Source organism: Fibrella forsythiae (assembly GCF_017353175.1).
In the GTDB taxonomy this organism is placed as follows: Bacteria; Bacteroidota; Bacteroidia; order Cytophagales; family Spirosomataceae; genus Fibrella; species Fibrella forsythiae.
This window is the reverse complement of the sequence record NZ_JAFMYW010000003.1, coordinates 147,426-162,698: the sequence shown is the minus strand read 5'-3', so window position 1 is coordinate 162,698 and position 15,273 is coordinate 147,426. Positions and strand designations below refer to the sequence as shown.

At 54.9% G+C, this 15,273-nt stretch carries 11 protein-coding genes; 8 read left to right on the top strand and 3 right to left on the bottom strand.

What is annotated here, in order from left to right; all coding sequences use genetic code 11:
• Window positions 1-107 precede the first annotated feature (107 nt).
• Window positions 108-623, top strand: a complete 516-nt coding sequence (locus tag J2I46_RS12075; RefSeq protein ID WP_374758089.1) for a DUF4136 domain-containing protein — start codon at window positions 108-110, stop codon at window positions 621-623.
• Window positions 624-720: 97 nt separating this feature from the next.
• On the opposite strand, the gene J2I46_RS12070 is transcribed toward J2I46_RS12075, so the two are convergent.
• From J2I46_RS12070 to J2I46_RS12060, 3 genes are all read right to left on the bottom strand, one after another.
• A complete protein-coding gene (locus J2I46_RS12070; protein ID WP_207329289.1) occupies window positions 721-993 on the bottom strand; it encodes a UBP-type zinc finger domain-containing protein in 273 nt (90 codons plus the stop codon).
• A 101-nt stretch (window positions 994-1,094) separates the two neighbouring features.
• Window positions 1,095-1,652, bottom strand: a complete 558-nt coding sequence (locus J2I46_RS12065; protein WP_207329288.1) for a hypothetical protein — start codon at window positions 1,650-1,652, stop codon at window positions 1,095-1,097.
• 58 nt (window positions 1,653-1,710) lie between these two features.
• On the bottom strand, window positions 1,711-2,505 hold the full coding sequence (locus tag J2I46_RS12060; protein ID WP_207329287.1) for an SDR family oxidoreductase: 795 nt from the start codon (window positions 2,503-2,505) through the stop codon (window positions 1,711-1,713).
• Window positions 2,506-2,651: 146 nt separating this feature from the next.
• On the opposite strand from J2I46_RS12060, the gene J2I46_RS12055 reads away from it, so the two are divergent.
• The 7 genes from J2I46_RS12055 (at window position 2,652) to J2I46_RS12025 (ending at window position 15,046) form a co-directional block, all read left to right on the top strand.
• A complete protein-coding gene (locus J2I46_RS12055; protein ID WP_207329286.1) occupies window positions 2,652-4,352 on the top strand; it encodes an FAD-dependent oxidoreductase in 1,701 nt (566 codons plus the stop codon).
• A gap of 108 nt (window positions 4,353-4,460) precedes the next feature.
• The gene (locus J2I46_RS12050; RefSeq protein WP_374758087.1) at window positions 4,461-6,575 is read left to right on the top strand and encodes an outer membrane protein assembly factor BamB family protein; all 2,115 of its coding nucleotides are present in this window, start codon (window positions 4,461-4,463) and stop codon (window positions 6,573-6,575) included.
• A 128-nt stretch (window positions 6,576-6,703) separates the two neighbouring features.
• Window positions 6,704-8,620 (top strand): sensor histidine kinase, encoded by a 1,917-nt coding sequence (locus J2I46_RS12045; protein WP_207329285.1) that lies wholly within the window; start codon window positions 6,704-6,706, stop codon window positions 8,618-8,620.
• 131 nt (window positions 8,621-8,751) lie between these two features.
• Window positions 8,752-10,458, top strand: coding sequence for a GMC oxidoreductase (locus tag J2I46_RS12040; protein ID WP_207329284.1), 1,707 nt, complete (start codon window positions 8,752-8,754; stop codon window positions 10,456-10,458).
• 126 nt (window positions 10,459-10,584) lie between these two features.
• Window positions 10,585-11,514, top strand: coding sequence for a sugar phosphate isomerase/epimerase family protein (locus J2I46_RS12035; RefSeq protein WP_207329283.1), 930 nt, complete (start codon window positions 10,585-10,587; stop codon window positions 11,512-11,514).
• Window positions 11,515-11,563: 49 nt separating this feature from the next.
• On the top strand, window positions 11,564-12,799 hold the full coding sequence (locus tag J2I46_RS12030; protein WP_207329282.1) for an AGE family epimerase/isomerase: 1,236 nt from the start codon (window positions 11,564-11,566) through the stop codon (window positions 12,797-12,799).
• 54 nt (window positions 12,800-12,853) lie between these two features.
• Window positions 12,854-15,046, top strand: a complete 2,193-nt coding sequence (locus J2I46_RS12025) for an alpha-galactosidase (RefSeq protein ID WP_207329281.1) — start codon at window positions 12,854-12,856, stop codon at window positions 15,044-15,046.
• Window positions 15,047-15,273: the final 227 nt, after the last annotated feature.

Here is a 15,273-nt window from a genome sequence, read left to right as displayed (position 1 = left end):
TTTCTTCACTTGACATAACACGATTCTGAACTAACAACATTTACACGTATACTTTTATGGGCAGATTTTTCGGCTTGTTCGTTGTACTGGCTCTGGCTGGTTTTAGTATGGTATGCTGCTCTCCCGGCGGCGGCCAGCTATTTGTTGAACATGATTACAGCTACGAAGGCCACTTCAAAGACTATAAATCATTCAACTTCCTGGAGTGCGAATTCATCGACTCGACCCTGCTCTGCTCCGACATTCAGGACGCCATTCGGCACCAGATGGAAGCACGCGGCTACCGGGTCAGCAACCGGGCTCCGAATCTGCTTGTTTCGTACAATATCTTCCGTAGCGATCTCCGTTTCCGGGGCTATCAGCAACCCGTTATCAAAGACTGGGTTGTTCGGGAAGATGACGACGCTACTTACAAACGCGTTGACTACAACCTCGACGAAGGCACATTGATGATTTCGCTGATCGACGCCGAGTCATATCAGGTAATCTGGAAGGGATACGCTTCGAAGATGATGCGTAACGCGAATTTCAAGAACAACTACTTCAAAGGTATTGTCCGGTCCATTTTCGACCAATACCCGCTGATGGCCACCAACAGCGAGAATACGGGTTACGGGCGATAAGGTAATTGGCCGAACGCAGTTGCGCCGCTTATCTATGAATACTGGAGTGAAACCAGACTCATAGGTAAGCGGCGCAACTGCGTTCGGCCAGTAAGGATCAATACCCCGCCATTTGCTCATGAACGAAGCACCAGACCCACTGCTCGCCCGGTTCGGCCGACGACACAACGGGGTGCTGCGTGGCCAGAAAGTGTTTCGTGGCGTGTTTATTGGGTGATGAGTCGCAGCAGTGTGTTTTGCCACACGTTTGGCAGGTACGTAGATGCACCCACGTAGCGCCGGTTTTTACGCACTCTTCACACACATAGACCGCCGCCGTTTTTATAGCTGTCAGTGTGCTCAATTCATCACAAGGTTTGGGTCGTATCATAACGAATATGCGCCATAACGTACCTGACAATGCGGAGACCAGCGCGTCGGCAACTTATCGAAAATCTGCTTACACGCTCTTACTGGGTTACAGAAATGTGCTTACGGTTTAGGCTTGGCACTGGCGTTCATCGTAGCAGACTGACTTTTCGGTTTTGCCATCCGCATTGTTTTGGTGCCAGTGCCCGGTGCACCACCCGGAGACGGGGCACTGGCCGTTCCTTCTGAGGTGCTTCCCTGCGTTTGTACAGGCTTATTACCGCTCGATGCCGTATTGCCGTTACGCGTGCCGGTTCCCTTTGGTTTTGCCGGCATGGCTGGCCCGGCGGCAGTTGCTCCGGCAGGCATCGGCGCTCCGGCAGGTTTTGCTGCTCCTGCCGACGTACCTGGCTTGTCACCGCCCGGTGGCGGCACATTGGTGGGCGAAGTAGGTGAAAGGTTTGAATTGCCCGACCGCGATACGCCGTCTTTCATTTTTGGGCTTCCTTCCCGGCCTACGTTTACGCCCCCCTTACGCTCAAGGCCTTCGCGCGACGATGTCTGGCGCGGTGGCGTTGGTACTACGTTTGCGCTTGACGATTGCTGCGTTGGCTGTTGGGCGTAAGCGGCCACTGTCAGGCTACAGGCCAGAGTGAGGCTGGCTATCCAGTACGTTTTCATGTCGTTGAGTTTTTATCTGATTTTTATAATCAGTAAACCTATAGGCTATATAGTATGTTTATCCGACCAGCAACGATTCACCTCCGTCAATCCAGATGGGGGTACCGGTGATATGGCTGGCGCGGTCAGAGGCCAGAAAAAGCACCAGGTCAGCTACCTGATCGGCTTTTCCGGGCTTACCGTCGGTGAGTGGAATGGTGCCTTCAGGGAAATCAACCGGCTCTTTAATTTTGTCGATGTCCCGCTTCGATGAGTTGTCGTCAATTTCGGTATCGATGGCCCCGGGGCATACTACGTTAACCCGGATTTTATCTTTAGCCAACTCCAGTGCAATTAGTTGGGTAAAAGCAACCTGCGCGGCTTTTGTGCTTGAATAGGCCGTTGAACCTGTATTGGTGAACAGGCGTGTACCGTTGACCGATGCTGTGATGATGATTGACCCACCGCCCTGACGCTTCAACAGGGGCACGCCAAAGTGCACGGTCATGTACGTACCGGTGAGGTTGATGTCAATGGTTTTCTGCCACTCTTCCGGCGTCAGCTCATCAATAGGCGCCCACATGCCGTTGATACCGGCGTTGGCAAAAATAATGTCGAGCCGGCCGAAGCGCTTGTCCAGGTCATCGTAAACCCGTTTCATATCGTCGGCTTTTGCTATATCGGCTGTCAGGGCAAGGCCTTCGCTACCCGCCTTTTCAACTTCCCGGATCGTTTCGTCGACCTCATCCTGCGTACGGCTGATAGCGACGATTTTGGCACCTGCCTTTGCCATCATGACCGCTGCCGCCTTACCTATGCCCGATCCGCCACCCGTGATCAGGGCTACTTTTCCTGCTAATTCCATTTCGTTCATGCCTGTTTCTCTGAGTAAGAGCTGGAGGTGGCAAATGGTTGAGAAGTTTTAGGCACAGGCTCTTTCCGCCAACTTTACTGACGGGCACCGGGAGAAACGGCAGAAAGTGGCTTTTAGGTGATAGCTGTCTATGAAACCTACCAGGTATGAACCGTTCCATTTTCCTGACCTACCTTATTAGCCCCCTCCTCCTGCTGAGCAACTACGCCCGTTTGCCCGAAACGGGGCAGATTACTACGAGCGCTCGCTCAACTAAGAAAAAACAAGCAGCACTTCGACAAGCCGATGTGATCATTTACGGGGGGACGTCAGCGGCAGTGATGGCGGCGGTTCAGGTAACGAAGATGGGCAAATCCGTGATCATCGTGTCGCCCGATAAACACCTGGGCGGACTCTCGTCGGGCGGGTTAGGGTTTACCGATACGGGCAACAAAGAAGTGATCGGCGGACTAGCCCGTGAATTTTACCAGCGCCTGTACCAGCATTATCAGCAGGATTCGTCGTGGAACTGGCAAAAGCGAACCGAATACGGCAACAAAGGCCAGGGTACCCCCGCCGTTGATGGCACCAGCCGGACAATGTGGATTTTTGAACCGCACGCCGCCGAACAGGTATTCGAGGATCTGGTGCGTGAATACAAACTAACCGTTTACCGCAACGAATGGCTCGACCGGTCAGCCGCTGGTGTGACGAAAAAGGCCCAGGCCATCCAGTCGATCCGGACAATAAGCGGCCAGATGTACCAGGGCAAGATGTTTATCGACGCCACCTACGAAGGCGATCTCATGGCGGCTGCTGGGGTACGTTACCACGTGGGTCGCGAGGCCAACAGCGTGTATGGCGAAACGCACAATGGCGTTCAGGTGGGGGTCTTTCAGCACGGGCATCATTTCAAGACCAACATTAGCCCTTACAAGGTGGCGGGTGATCCGGCTAGTGGGCTGCTGCCCGAAATAGCAGCAGACAAACCCGGCGTGAATGGGTCGGGCGATCATAAAATTCAGGCGTACTGCTTCCGAATGTGCCTGAGTAACCACCCCGACAACCGGATTCCGTTTTCCAAACCGGCCGGCTATGACCCTGCCCGGTATGAGCTACTGGCGCGGGTGTTCGCTTCAGGCTGGCGCGAGACGTTCGACAAATTTGACCCGATTCCGAACCGGAAAACAGATACGAACAATCACGGCCCGTTCAGCACCGATTACATTGGCAAAAACTACGACTATCCCGAGGCTACGTATGAACGTAGAAAACAAATCATTCAGGACCACGAACTGTACCAGAAAGGGCTGATGTACTTCCTGCAAAACGACCCGCGCGTACCGGCCGACGTGCATGCGGCCATGCAGCAGTGGGGATTGCCGAAAGACGAGTTTACCGACAACGGGCACTGGCCCCACCAGCTCTACATCCGCGAGGCGAGGCGCATGCTGGGTACGTTCGTGATGAAAGAAGCAGATGCCCTTGGTAAAACGAACGTACCTGACCCCATCGGTATGGGATCATATGCGCTGGATGCACACAACGCCCAGCGATTTGTGAAGCCGGATGGGTATGTGCAGGACGAGGGTGATATTGGCGTGCATCCTGATAAGCCGTATTCCATTGCATACGGGTCTATTTTGCCGAAGGAAACAGAGTGCTCGAACCTGCTGGTGCCGGTCTGTGTCTCTAGTTCGCACATCGCGTATGGGTCTATCCGGATGGAGCCGGTCTTTATGATCCTGGGGCAATCGGCCGCTACGGCAGCGGTGCTTTCCATTACGAAAAAGGTACCCCCACAACGGCTTCCGTACACCATTCTCAGCCAGGCGTTACGCAATGATAAACAACGCCTGACGCTGTAGAGCAAACGTTGAGTTGTACGATCTCTGTTACCTGGCGGGTTACCTGGCAAAACCAGCACGCTGTAAATCCGTCAGTTGCAATTCACACTAACGTAACCACAACCAGAAATGTCACCCTCGAGAACGTATCAGTGCTTACTGGCAGGCACGTTGGCTATGCTGGGTCTGGTAGGTTTAACCTACAGGATGCCCGGTGCATCAACTGATTGGCCGGAGTATAATGGTGATGGCCAGCGAAGCCACTATTCGGCACTCGCCCAAATTACGCCTGCCAACGTAAACCGGCTGACGGTGGCCTGGACCTACGCGTCGGGTGGTGCCGATACAGTTGGTAATCGGACTCAGATGCAGTGCAATCCGATCATTGTGGGTGGTGTGCTGTATGGCGTGTCGGCCGCAACGCAGGCGTTTGCCATTAATGCCGCTACCGGAGTCGAAATCTGGAAAACGAACCTGCCCGACACCGACGGAACCCTCAGCCGGGGCGTCACTTATTGGACCAACGGAACCGACCAACGCATTTTCTTCGGCGCGGGTGGCGGGCTGTATGCTCTTGATGCGAAGACGGGCAACCTCATCGCTTCCTTTGGGCAGGCAGGGCGTATCAACTTAAAAACGGGTATTGACCGGCCGGGGGCTGACAACTACGTTCGGTCCAACACGCCCAATACCATCTACAAGAACCTGCTGATCGTGGGCGCGCGTGTGGCTGAAGGTGAAACAGCATTACTGGGCGACGTCCGTGCGTATGATGTGCAGACGGGACAGCTTGTCTGGACATTCCACACCATTCCGCAACCGGGCGAGTTTGGGTATTCGACCTGGTCGCCGTCCAATCCGCGTCAGCATCTGGGCGGGGCCAATGCCTGGGCGGGCATGGCCATTGACCGGAAGCGCGGAATCGTATACGTACCTACGGGCTCGGCCGCCTATGATTTCTATGGGGGTAATCGGAAAGGCGATAACCTGTTTGCCAACTGCCTGCTGGCGCTGGATGCCGCCACCGGGAAACGGATGTGGCACTTCCAGTTCGTTCATCACGACATCTGGGATCGGGATCCGCCCGCGCCGCCTAACCTGCTCACGGTTGTTCAAAACGGCAAACAGATCGACGCGGTGGCGCAGACCACGAAGCAGGGCCATGTATTTGTTTTCGACCGGGTTACGGGCAAGCCTCTTTTTCCGGTAGTTGAAAAAGCCTTTCCGGGCAATGGCGTGGCGGGTGAACAGCCCAGCCCGACGCAGCCGATTCCACTAAAACCAGCTCCATTCACGAAACAGACGTTTACCGAGAACGATATCAACCCCCGGGCCTCAAACCGATCTGCCATCGTGGCTATGCTCCGTAATGCCCGTACCGGTAGCCCGTATATTCCACTTACGGCACAAACGACGGTCTTTTTTCCCGGCACAGACGGGGGCGCGCAGTGGGGCGGGGCCGCTACCGATCCCGACGGCACAATCTATATACCGGCAAAGCAAAACCCCTGCTACTCCACCCTGATTCTGCGGGAACAACCAGCCACCAACGCTCTGGTAACAACTGCACAGGCCTACAGGTCGAACTGCGCAGCCTGCCACGGTGCCGACCGTCGGGGAAATCACGATGGATCGTATCCGTCGTTGCTGGAGATCGACAAGCGATTGTCGGCCGAAGCCATTCATAACGTGTTGCGAACGGGGCGGGGCATGATGCCATCTTTCGCCCATTTATCCGAAGCCGAACGAAACGCGATTGTCAATTTCCTGTTGAACAAAAACACATCCACTCAGCTGGTCAACGCGAAACAGACCAGTGTGCCGTATCAGCATACGGGCTACAATCGCTGGTACGACAGCAACGGGTATCCGGTTAGCGCACCGCCCTGGGGTACGTTGACCGCCATCGATCTCAACACGGGTACCCACCGCTGGCAGGTTCCTCTGGGCGAATACCCCGAGTTGACCGCCAAAGGCATTCCGGCAACCGGTACGGATAACTACGGTGGTCCGTTGTTGACTGGCAGCGGGTTGCTGTTTATTGCTGCCAGTAAAGACGGCCAATTACGGGCTATCGACAAGAAAACAGGAAAAACGATCTGGCAATCGACCTTGCCGGCGGCTGGTTATGCTACGCCGGCAACGTACTCAGTAGCGGGCAAGCAGTATGTCGTTATCGCCTGCGGTGGTGGAAAATTGAAGTCAAAATCGGGCGATCGGTATGTGGCTTATGCACTGAACTAGCAGCAGTCCGACGTTTTCGCGTACATTGTGCAGACAGATCTTCGCCAACGTGTCAATCGGAGCTACCTTGCCAGGCACTTCCCCTGAGCGATAGGGCGAGCCATACCGTGCCATTCAGTTAGTTACTCATGAAACAGCTTCTTCAATCTGGTCAATCAATCTGCCTGCTGCTGTTTTTACTGGTTTCTGCGCTTACCGGACAAACGCAGGTAATTGTTCAGCTCGACAGCGAGCAGGTCAGCAATTCGCAGGCAGCCAGACGGGGAATCTACCGGCTAAAAGCGGCACTTGCCAAACCGGCAGGCTCTATTGACGAAACCGATTCACTGCTGACCCTGGCCCGGCAGTTTGGCTCTCCGTCGGCACAGGTTGTGGCGTTATGCCAATTGGCAAGCCTTCGTTTACAACAGCAACAGAACCAGCAGGCAGCAACACTGATGCAGGACGCCAACCGGTTGACCGCTCAGCTTCGTGATTTAAAAGATGTGGGATGGACACTGGGTCAGGTTGCCCGGATACAGGCGAACACCATGCGGACGGCCCCTTCGTCGGCAACGATGTTCAGCCCCTTGCTGGAATCGCTGGGCAAATCAATGGCAACCAGTGCCTTATCGCGTGGTCGTAGCCGCGACGACATTTCCTTTACGTTCGATGGTCCAACCCCAGTACCACCCGACCGGCGAACTACCGACCGGCGTACCCCGCCAGAACCACCCGTTGAATACAATATCACGATACCAAACCCTGCCACTGATCCAAACTGGATACGTCGGTTCCGGATAAAGCCAGATTTCGTTGATCGCTGGCTCGACACAATCATCCGGTTCGACAAAGGTAATCCACAAATAGTCAAGCAATTAACGGTAAGGAAGAAGCTGCGCGATTCGAGCCAGGCGTTGAGCAGCGCCTTTGCCAAAGAGGGCGATTACGCAAAAGCCTACCAATATTTTCTGCAGTATACGGCCTATAAAGACAGCCTGACGGCCGAGGCAACCAGCCGCCGACTAGCTTCACTGGCGTATAAACAGAACCTGCTCAAAAAGGAATCGCAGATTCAATTGCTCACGAAAGACCGTCAGTTACGCGAACAGGAGGCGAACCGGCAACGGCAGTACGTATTGGTCCTGATTGGTTGTATTGCCCTGCTTGGCGCGTTTCTGTTTGCCCTGAGCCGGAACAACCGCGCCAAGCAACTGGCTAACCAGCAATTGAACGAGCAGAAAGAGGCGCTGCAAACCACGCTGGCCCAGTTGAAAACCACGCAGGCGCAGCTGATCCAGTCTGAGAAAATGGCATCGCTCGGTGAGCTGACGGCCGGCATCGCCCACGAGATTCAGAACCCGTTGAACTTCGTCAATAACTTTTCGGAAGTCAGTACCGAGCTGGTCACGGAACTGATCGATCACCGGGCCGAACCGCACCGCGACGAAGAACTGGAGAATGAGTTACTGGCCGATGTGCAGCAGAATCTCCAGAAAATAAGTGAACACGGCAACCGGGCGTCGGCCATTATCAAAGGGATGCTGGAACACGCCCGTACTACCGGCGGCCAGAAAGAACCGACTGAGTTGAATGCGCTGGTCGACGAATACGCGAAGCTGGCGTTTCACAGCCTTCAGGCGAAAGACAAATCAACTGATATTAAGTTAGTTATGAATTTCGCTCCGACACTTAGTCAGGTGTTGGTGAGTCAGCAGGAAGTAGGACGGGTTATTCTCAACATTGTCAACAACGCGTTTTACGCCGTTCAGAAACGGCAGCGAGAGGGCGAAATTGGCTACCAGCCCGAGGTTGTTGTATCGACCTATCAGGAAGCTAGTCAAGTGTGGGTGACCATCCGCGACAACGGCACAGGTATGTCAGACGCGGTGAAGGCAAAGATTTTTCAGCCGTTCTTCACTACCAAACCTGCTGGTCAGGGGACTGGTCTCGGCCTGTCGATCAGTTACGACATCATCACGAAAGGCCACGGCGGCTCGCTCACCATAGTTAGCGAAGAAGGCCAGTTTACTGAGTTTACGATCAAGCTACCAACGGTAGCTTAGCAACTACAGCACCAATCAATACATCCCACACAGGTTAGAATACGCCGTCAAACGCCTTACAAGACTAAATAGCTAGAGACTATCAGCAACGTACCTGAGTCAGGTACGTTGCCAGCACCTCAACGAATAGTATGGTACTTCATAATCAGTTCGACGCTATTGTGGTCGGGTCGGGCATCAGCGGCGGCTGGGCGGCTAAAGAATTGACGGAAAGGGGACTACGCACCCTCCTACTCGACCGTGGTCGCAACGTAACGCACGTTACCGATTACCCGACGGCCCTGATGAATCCCTGGGATTTTAACCACCGGGGTCAGGCAAGCCTTCAGACAAAGCAAGAGTACTCCGTTGCCAGCCGGAATTATGCGTTCTATGAAGGGAGCGCGCATTTTTACGCCAAAGACAGCGAGAACCCGTACATTCAGGATAAACCCTTCGACTGGATTCAGGGCAATCAGGTCGGTGGTCGGTCATTGCTCTGGGGGCGGCAAACCCAACGCTGGAGCGATTTCGATTTCAGCGGCCCCGCCCGTGATGGGTTCGCCGTCGACTGGCCTATTCGCTACGCCGATCTGGCTCCGTGGTACAGTCATGTGGAAAAGTTTGCGGGCATTTCGGGCAACCGCGATGGACTGGCGACGCTACCCGATGGCGAGTTTTTGCCGCCCCACCAGATGAGTTGCGTGGAAAAATTCTTCACGCAGCAGATGGCCCAGCAATACCCCGACCGGCCAGTGATTATTGGTCGGGCGGCGCACCTGACGAAGCCCAATCCAATTCATACGAAACAGGGGCGAGCCCAATGCCAGCACCGTACACTCTGCGAACGGGGTTGTCCGTTCGGTGGCTATTACAGCAGCAACTCGTCGACGATTCCGTGGGCGATGAACACCGGCAAGCTTACCCTCCAGCCCGATTCGGTGGTGCATTCGGTCATTTATGACGAACAAAAAGGCAAGGCTACCGGCGTTCGGGTAATCGATGCGCATACCGGCCAGATAACCGAGTACTACGCCCGTATCCTGTTTCTCAACGCCTCGGCGCTGAACACGAACAAGATTCTGCTCAACTCCACCTCGACCCGTTTCCCCGCTGGATTAGGTAATGACAACGAGCTATTGGGCAAGTTCATGGCCTTTCACAGCTATCGGGGGCGCGTTACCGCCCAGTACGACGGATTCGCCGATTCGACAACCTGGGGACGACGACCCAACGGCTGTTACATTCCCCGGTTTCGGAACGTGCACAAGCAGGAAACGAGCGGCCCGGCGTCCCTGTTTCTGCGGGGTTACGCCTCCACCTTCTACGCGTCGCGCCCGTCGCAGGTGAACAAGGATGGTTTTGGCGCTGACCTGAAAGAGCGGATGAGCCGCTACACACCCGGTCCCTGGCAGGTAGTATCGGGCATGATGGGCGAAACAATTCCGAAAGAAGCCAGCACCGTCCGCCTCGATCCAACGCAGACCGACCGATGGGGTATTCCGCTCCTGCGCGTGTCGGTTATCTACGACGATAACGACGAGAAGATGCTCCGCGATTTCTGGGCGCAGCTCTCCGAAATGTACGACCGAGCCGGTTTCACCAACATCAAGACGCACGACACCGGCCGATTGCCCGGTAGCGAGAACCACGAAATGGGCGGCGTTCGGATGGGTAAAGACCCAAAGACATCGTTGCTGAACAAGTGGAACCAGTTGCACGCCTGCAAAAACGTATTCATCACCGACGGCGCCTGCATGACATCCACCTCAAGCCAGAATCCGTCGCTCACCTACATGGCCCTAACCGCCCGCGCCGCCGACTACGCCGTGAAGCAGTTGAAACGCGGAGATTTGTAATTATTCCGGCGTAGCCCCCGCCTTAAAGGGAGCCCGCTGGCGCATGATTAGCGCTGCGTAAGCAATACTCATGCGCCAGCGGGCTCCCTTTAAGGCGGGGGCTACGCCGACTGATATTACCCACCCATGAACCAACCAACACGCCGCGACGCACTAAAAACAACACTCTTGGGCGGACTGTCTACGGTCTTGCCAGGCAAATCCATACTGGGTACGTTGCCAAGTTTTACGGCCAGGAAACCGAATTTTTCGTTCTCTACACTCGGTTGCCCGACATGGGATTTGACTACGATTTTAAACGTGGCGGCCAAGTCAGGGTATGGGGCCGTTGAATTTCGGGGTTTGCAAGGCGAACTGGATTTAACCAAAAGTCCGGCGTTCAGTACGGCTAGCCGCGCGAAAGAGACACGTACCCAGTTTGCCGATCGGGGTGTGCGCATCTGTAATCTGGGCTCATCGGCTCAACTGCATCATGCCGACGCCAGCAAGCGGTTGAAGAACCTCGACGATGCTCGTCGGTTCATCGATCTGGCCCACGAGCTCGACTGTCCGTTTGTCCGCGTTTTCCCCGATCAGTTGCCGCCCGACCAGAATCGGGACGACACGTTGCGGCTTATCAGTAGCGGCTTGCTGGAACTGGGTACGTATGCCAAAACCAGCGGCGTAACGGTGCTGCTCGAATCGCACGGCGAACTGACCAGAAGTGACTTGCTGCTCCCGATCATGCAGGCGGCCAGGCACCCGAACGTAGGCCTGATCTGGGATATTGTGAATATGTGGGTCGATGCGCAGGAAGCCCCGGCGTTCGTGTATGGAAAGCTGAAACCGTTCATCCGACATGTGCACGTCAAAGACCTTCGGCTCGTGGCCGGGAAGCATCAGTATGTGCAGGTTGGCCAGGGCGAGGCACCCCTTCGTGAAGCCATTGCCGCACTGAAAGCCGGTAATTACGACGGGTATTACAGCTTTGAGTGGGAGAAATTGTGGCATCCTGAGATACAAGACCCGGAACAGGTCATTCCTCAGTACCCCGCCGCAATGAAAACCTACTTCTGATGACAAGGAACGACGCCGTAGGCGAATGACTACCTAATGACCTTTTTCTATGACCGTACCCGACCTGCGCCTCTGGCAGCGTGAACTCAGCCAGGAGTTGAAAGACATTCTGGCCTACTGGCAACGCTATGCACCCGACCCAGTCAATGGCGGGTTCTACGGAACGGTCGGATACGATAACGTACCTAAGCCCAACGATGCGAAAGGCGTAGTGCTGAATAGCCGTATTCTCTGGACGTTCTCGGCCGCCGCCCGCCACACGCAGCATGACGATGAGTACCTGCCCGTGGCAAAACGCGCCTTCGAGTATCTCAATACCTATTTCCGTGACCCACAATACGGCGGTGTTTACTGGATGGTCGATGCTAAAGGGAAGGTTGCTGATGACAGTAAGCAGTTGTACGGGCAGGCATTTGCGGTGTATGGCCTGAGCGAATACTACCATGCCACGAAGCATAAACCAGCGCTGGAGTTTGCGCAGGATATTTACCGCAACATGGTCAAGCACGCCTACGAACCGGCAAAAGGCGGTTTCATCGAAGCCTTCGCCCGCGACTGGACCGAAGCGAAATCATACGCCATTGCCCGAAAAGACAACGGCGAGAGCAAGACGATGAACACCCACCTACACATTCTGGAAGCGTTCGTCAGCCTGCTCCGCGTTTGGCCCGATAGTGGGCTAAAAACGCAGGTACGTGGGTTGATTCGCAATTTCCTTAATCACATCATCGACGCCAAAACGCATCGGATGGTCTTGTTTCAGGGAACCAGTTGGGAACCGCGCCGGACGGGTATCAGCTACGGGCACGACATTGAAGCGTCGTGGCTATTGCTCGAAGCCGCCGAGGTCCTGCACGAAGCCAATTTGCTGATCAGCGTTCGGAAAGAGTCAGTACTGATGGCGCGGGCTGCCCTATCTGGTTTGGATACAGATGGCGGCATGAACTACGAATACGAAGGTCCCGATGAGCACAAGCCCACGCAAAGCCACGACAGCGGAAAGTGGAACCGCGAGCGGTCGTGGTGGGTCATGGCCGAAGCGATGGTTGGCTTCATGAACGCCTACCAGCTTACCAAGGACAAACTATTCCTCAACAAATCAGCGGCTAGCTGGGAGTTTACCAAAAATCACCTGCTCGACACAAAAAATGGTGAGTGGTTCAGCGGTGTCGATCCGACGGGCAAAGTGCTGGGTAACACCAAGATCAGCGCCTGGAAATGCCCCTACCACAACGGCCGCGCCTGCATCGAAACGATGGAGCGCATCGGAAAATTGATTGACTGATGGGCTACTAACATATGAATACGCCTTAATTTAGACGATCTTTCTCTGCTCCTCATGCGCTTTTTAGTTACCCTCAGTTTGCTTTTCTCCTTATCGGTAATTGCCCAAACGGCTATTGCTGCCATCATCGAGATCCCTATTGAAACCGCCCGAACAGCCCTTGTGCTGCGGGTCAACAACGAAGGGCATCTGGTCATTGTCCATCACGGAAAGCGTTTGCAACGAGCAAGCGAATACAGCCGGTTGCCTGGTATAACGTACCTGAGCGAGGGCTATTCTGATTTTTATAACGCCGCTTACACCCCCGCCGGGTCACGCAGTTTACTTGAACCGGCCATTCAGGCGACCCACGCTGATGGCAACTCCTCACTCGATCTGGTGTATGTTCGGCACGAGACAAAACCAGCCGGACAGGGCCAAACATTGACAACGGTACTGCTGAAAGATCCGCAGTACCCGTTTGAGGTGACCCTGAATTTCAGGGCATACCAAAATGAAGACGTTCTCGAAAGCTGGTCAACGATCCGGCACACGGAGAAGAAAGCAGTTCGGTTGCAGAAATATGCCTCGGCTAACCTATACCTATCGGCAGGTACCTATTTCCTGACGCATTACCACGGCAACTGGGCCAGCGAGGTACGTCCCGAAGAGACACAGCTCACGGCGGGCATGAAAGTACTTGACAGTAAGCTGGGTACGCGTGCGCAGATGTTACAGTCGCCCATGTTCATGCTTTCGCTGAACCAGCCTGCGCAGGAAGAACAGGGCGAGGTGCTGGCCGGTACGTTGGCGTGGTCGGGCAATTTCCAGTTCGCGTTTGAGCTTGATCCGTACCACAATGTCCGGGTGCTGGCGGGCATCAACCCCTACGCCTCAGAATACACGCTTGAACCCGGTCGCGACTTTACGACGCCCGCGCTGATCTACACCTTTTCGACGCAGGGGACGGGCGGAGCCAGCCGGAGCCTACATCGCTGGGCCCGCAATCACCGTATTCCGCAAGGGAACGGCGACCGGCTCACGCTGCTCAACAACTGGGAGGCCACTCAATTCGATTTCGACGAGCCTAAACTGGTCGATCTGTTTAAAGACGGCAAGAAACTCGGCGTGGATCTGTTTCTGCTCGATGACGGCTGGTTTGGTAACACGTTTCCGCGCAACAACGACCGGGCAGGCCTTGGCGACTGGCAGGAAAACAAGGCGAAGCTGCCCCACGGCCTCGGCTACCTCGTGAAAGAAGCCGAAGCAGCGGGCGTCAAATTCGGCATCTGGATTGAGCCGGAAATGGTCAACCCCAAAAGTGATCTCTACACGAAACACCCCGATTGGGTGATCAAACTACCCAACCGCGAAAATGCCGTTTTCCGTAACCAGCAAGTGCTTGATCTGTCGAATCCGGCCGTTCAGGAGTTCGTCTACGGTGTGGTTGATGGGCTGTTTACCAAGAATCCGTCATTGGGATACATCAAATGGGACTGTAACGCGGTAATCTATAATGCTTACTCATCAGTGAATCCAACCAGTCATCTGTACGTCGATTATGTGCGGGGACTGTATAAAGTATTAGATCGGCTGCGGGCCAAGTACCCGACTGTCCCGATGATGCTTTGCTCAGGCGGCGGTGCGCGGGTCGATTATGGCGCGCTGAAGTATTTCACCGAATTCTGGCCCAGCGACAACACCAGCCCCAGCGAGCGGATTTTTATCCAGTACAATTATTCGATGTTTTTCCCGGCCATTGCCACCTGCAACCATGTCACGAACTGGAGCAACGTACCCATCAAGTTTCGCACCGACGTGGCCATGATGGGCAAGCTGGGCTATGACCTGGTGGTAAGCCACATGAAGCCCGACGAACTGACATTCAGCCAGCAGGCACTGAAGAACTACGAGCGACTGAAACCCGCTATTTACCACGGCGACCTGTATCGGCTTCAGTCGCCCTACACCCACGACGTGGCTTCGATGTTCTACGTGAGCGAAAAGCAGGACAAAGCGGTTCTGTTTTCTTACCTGGTCAACAGTCGGTTCAAAGCGGGCAGCGACCTTCCACCCATCCGGCTACGTGGTTTGCAACCTGAAAAGCGCTATACCGTTCAGGAAATAAACCTGATGCCTGGTGCTAAATCACCCATCGACAGCACCATCAGCTACTCCGGCGATTTTCTGATGACGGTTGGCCTAAACCCCGCCGTTAACGACCGCCGCACCAGCGTTGTACTGGAAGTGACGGAGACAGGGCGGTAACGTGGAAGGCTAGCGCACTAACCAGTATAAATGGAAGGCATAGCCGTTCATTCAAGTCGAAACCCGGCAGGGGTGCCATGTCAGTAGTGAATAGAACGCCCAAAAGCAATCTAGCCCCGGCTGGGGCGATATGTTGCTTTATCCCGTGTGTTACATGTCGCCCCTGCCAGAGCTTCCTATATCTATTGACATACCACCCCTGACGGGGTTGCCAAGCGAGTGAGCAG

What these genes read in the sequence shown, in the direction of transcription:
- J2I46_RS12045 (WP_207329285.1), top strand. Translation starts at nt 6,704, where the DNA reads ATGAAACAGCTTCTTCAATCTGGTCAATCAATCTGCCTGCTGCTGTTT.
- J2I46_RS12050 (WP_374758087.1), top strand. Translation starts at nt 4,461, where the DNA reads ATGTCACCCTCGAGAACGTATCAGTGCTTACTGGCAGGCACGTTGGCT.
- J2I46_RS12075 (WP_374758089.1), top strand. Translation starts at nt 108, where the DNA reads ATGGTATGCTGCTCTCCCGGCGGCGGCCAGCTATTTGTTGAACATGAT.
- J2I46_RS12060 (WP_207329287.1), bottom strand. Translation starts at nt 2,505, where the DNA reads ATGAACGAAATGGAATTAGCAGGAAAAGTAGCCCTGATCACGGGTGGC.
- J2I46_RS12030 (WP_207329282.1), top strand. Translation starts at nt 11,564, where the DNA reads ATGACCGTACCCGACCTGCGCCTCTGGCAGCGTGAACTCAGCCAGGAG.
- J2I46_RS12055 (WP_207329286.1), top strand. Translation starts at nt 2,652, where the DNA reads ATGAACCGTTCCATTTTCCTGACCTACCTTATTAGCCCCCTCCTCCTG.
- J2I46_RS12035 (WP_207329283.1), top strand. Translation starts at nt 10,585, where the DNA reads ATGAACCAACCAACACGCCGCGACGCACTAAAAACAACACTCTTGGGC.
- J2I46_RS12025 (WP_207329281.1), top strand. Translation starts at nt 12,854, where the DNA reads ATGCGCTTTTTAGTTACCCTCAGTTTGCTTTTCTCCTTATCGGTAATT.
- J2I46_RS12040 (WP_207329284.1), top strand. Translation starts at nt 8,752, where the DNA reads ATGGTACTTCATAATCAGTTCGACGCTATTGTGGTCGGGTCGGGCATC.
- J2I46_RS12070 (WP_207329289.1), bottom strand. Translation starts at nt 993, where the DNA reads ATGATACGACCCAAACCTTGTGATGAATTGAGCACACTGACAGCTATA.
- J2I46_RS12065 (WP_207329288.1), bottom strand. Translation starts at nt 1,652, where the DNA reads ATGAAAACGTACTGGATAGCCAGCCTCACTCTGGCCTGTAGCCTGACA.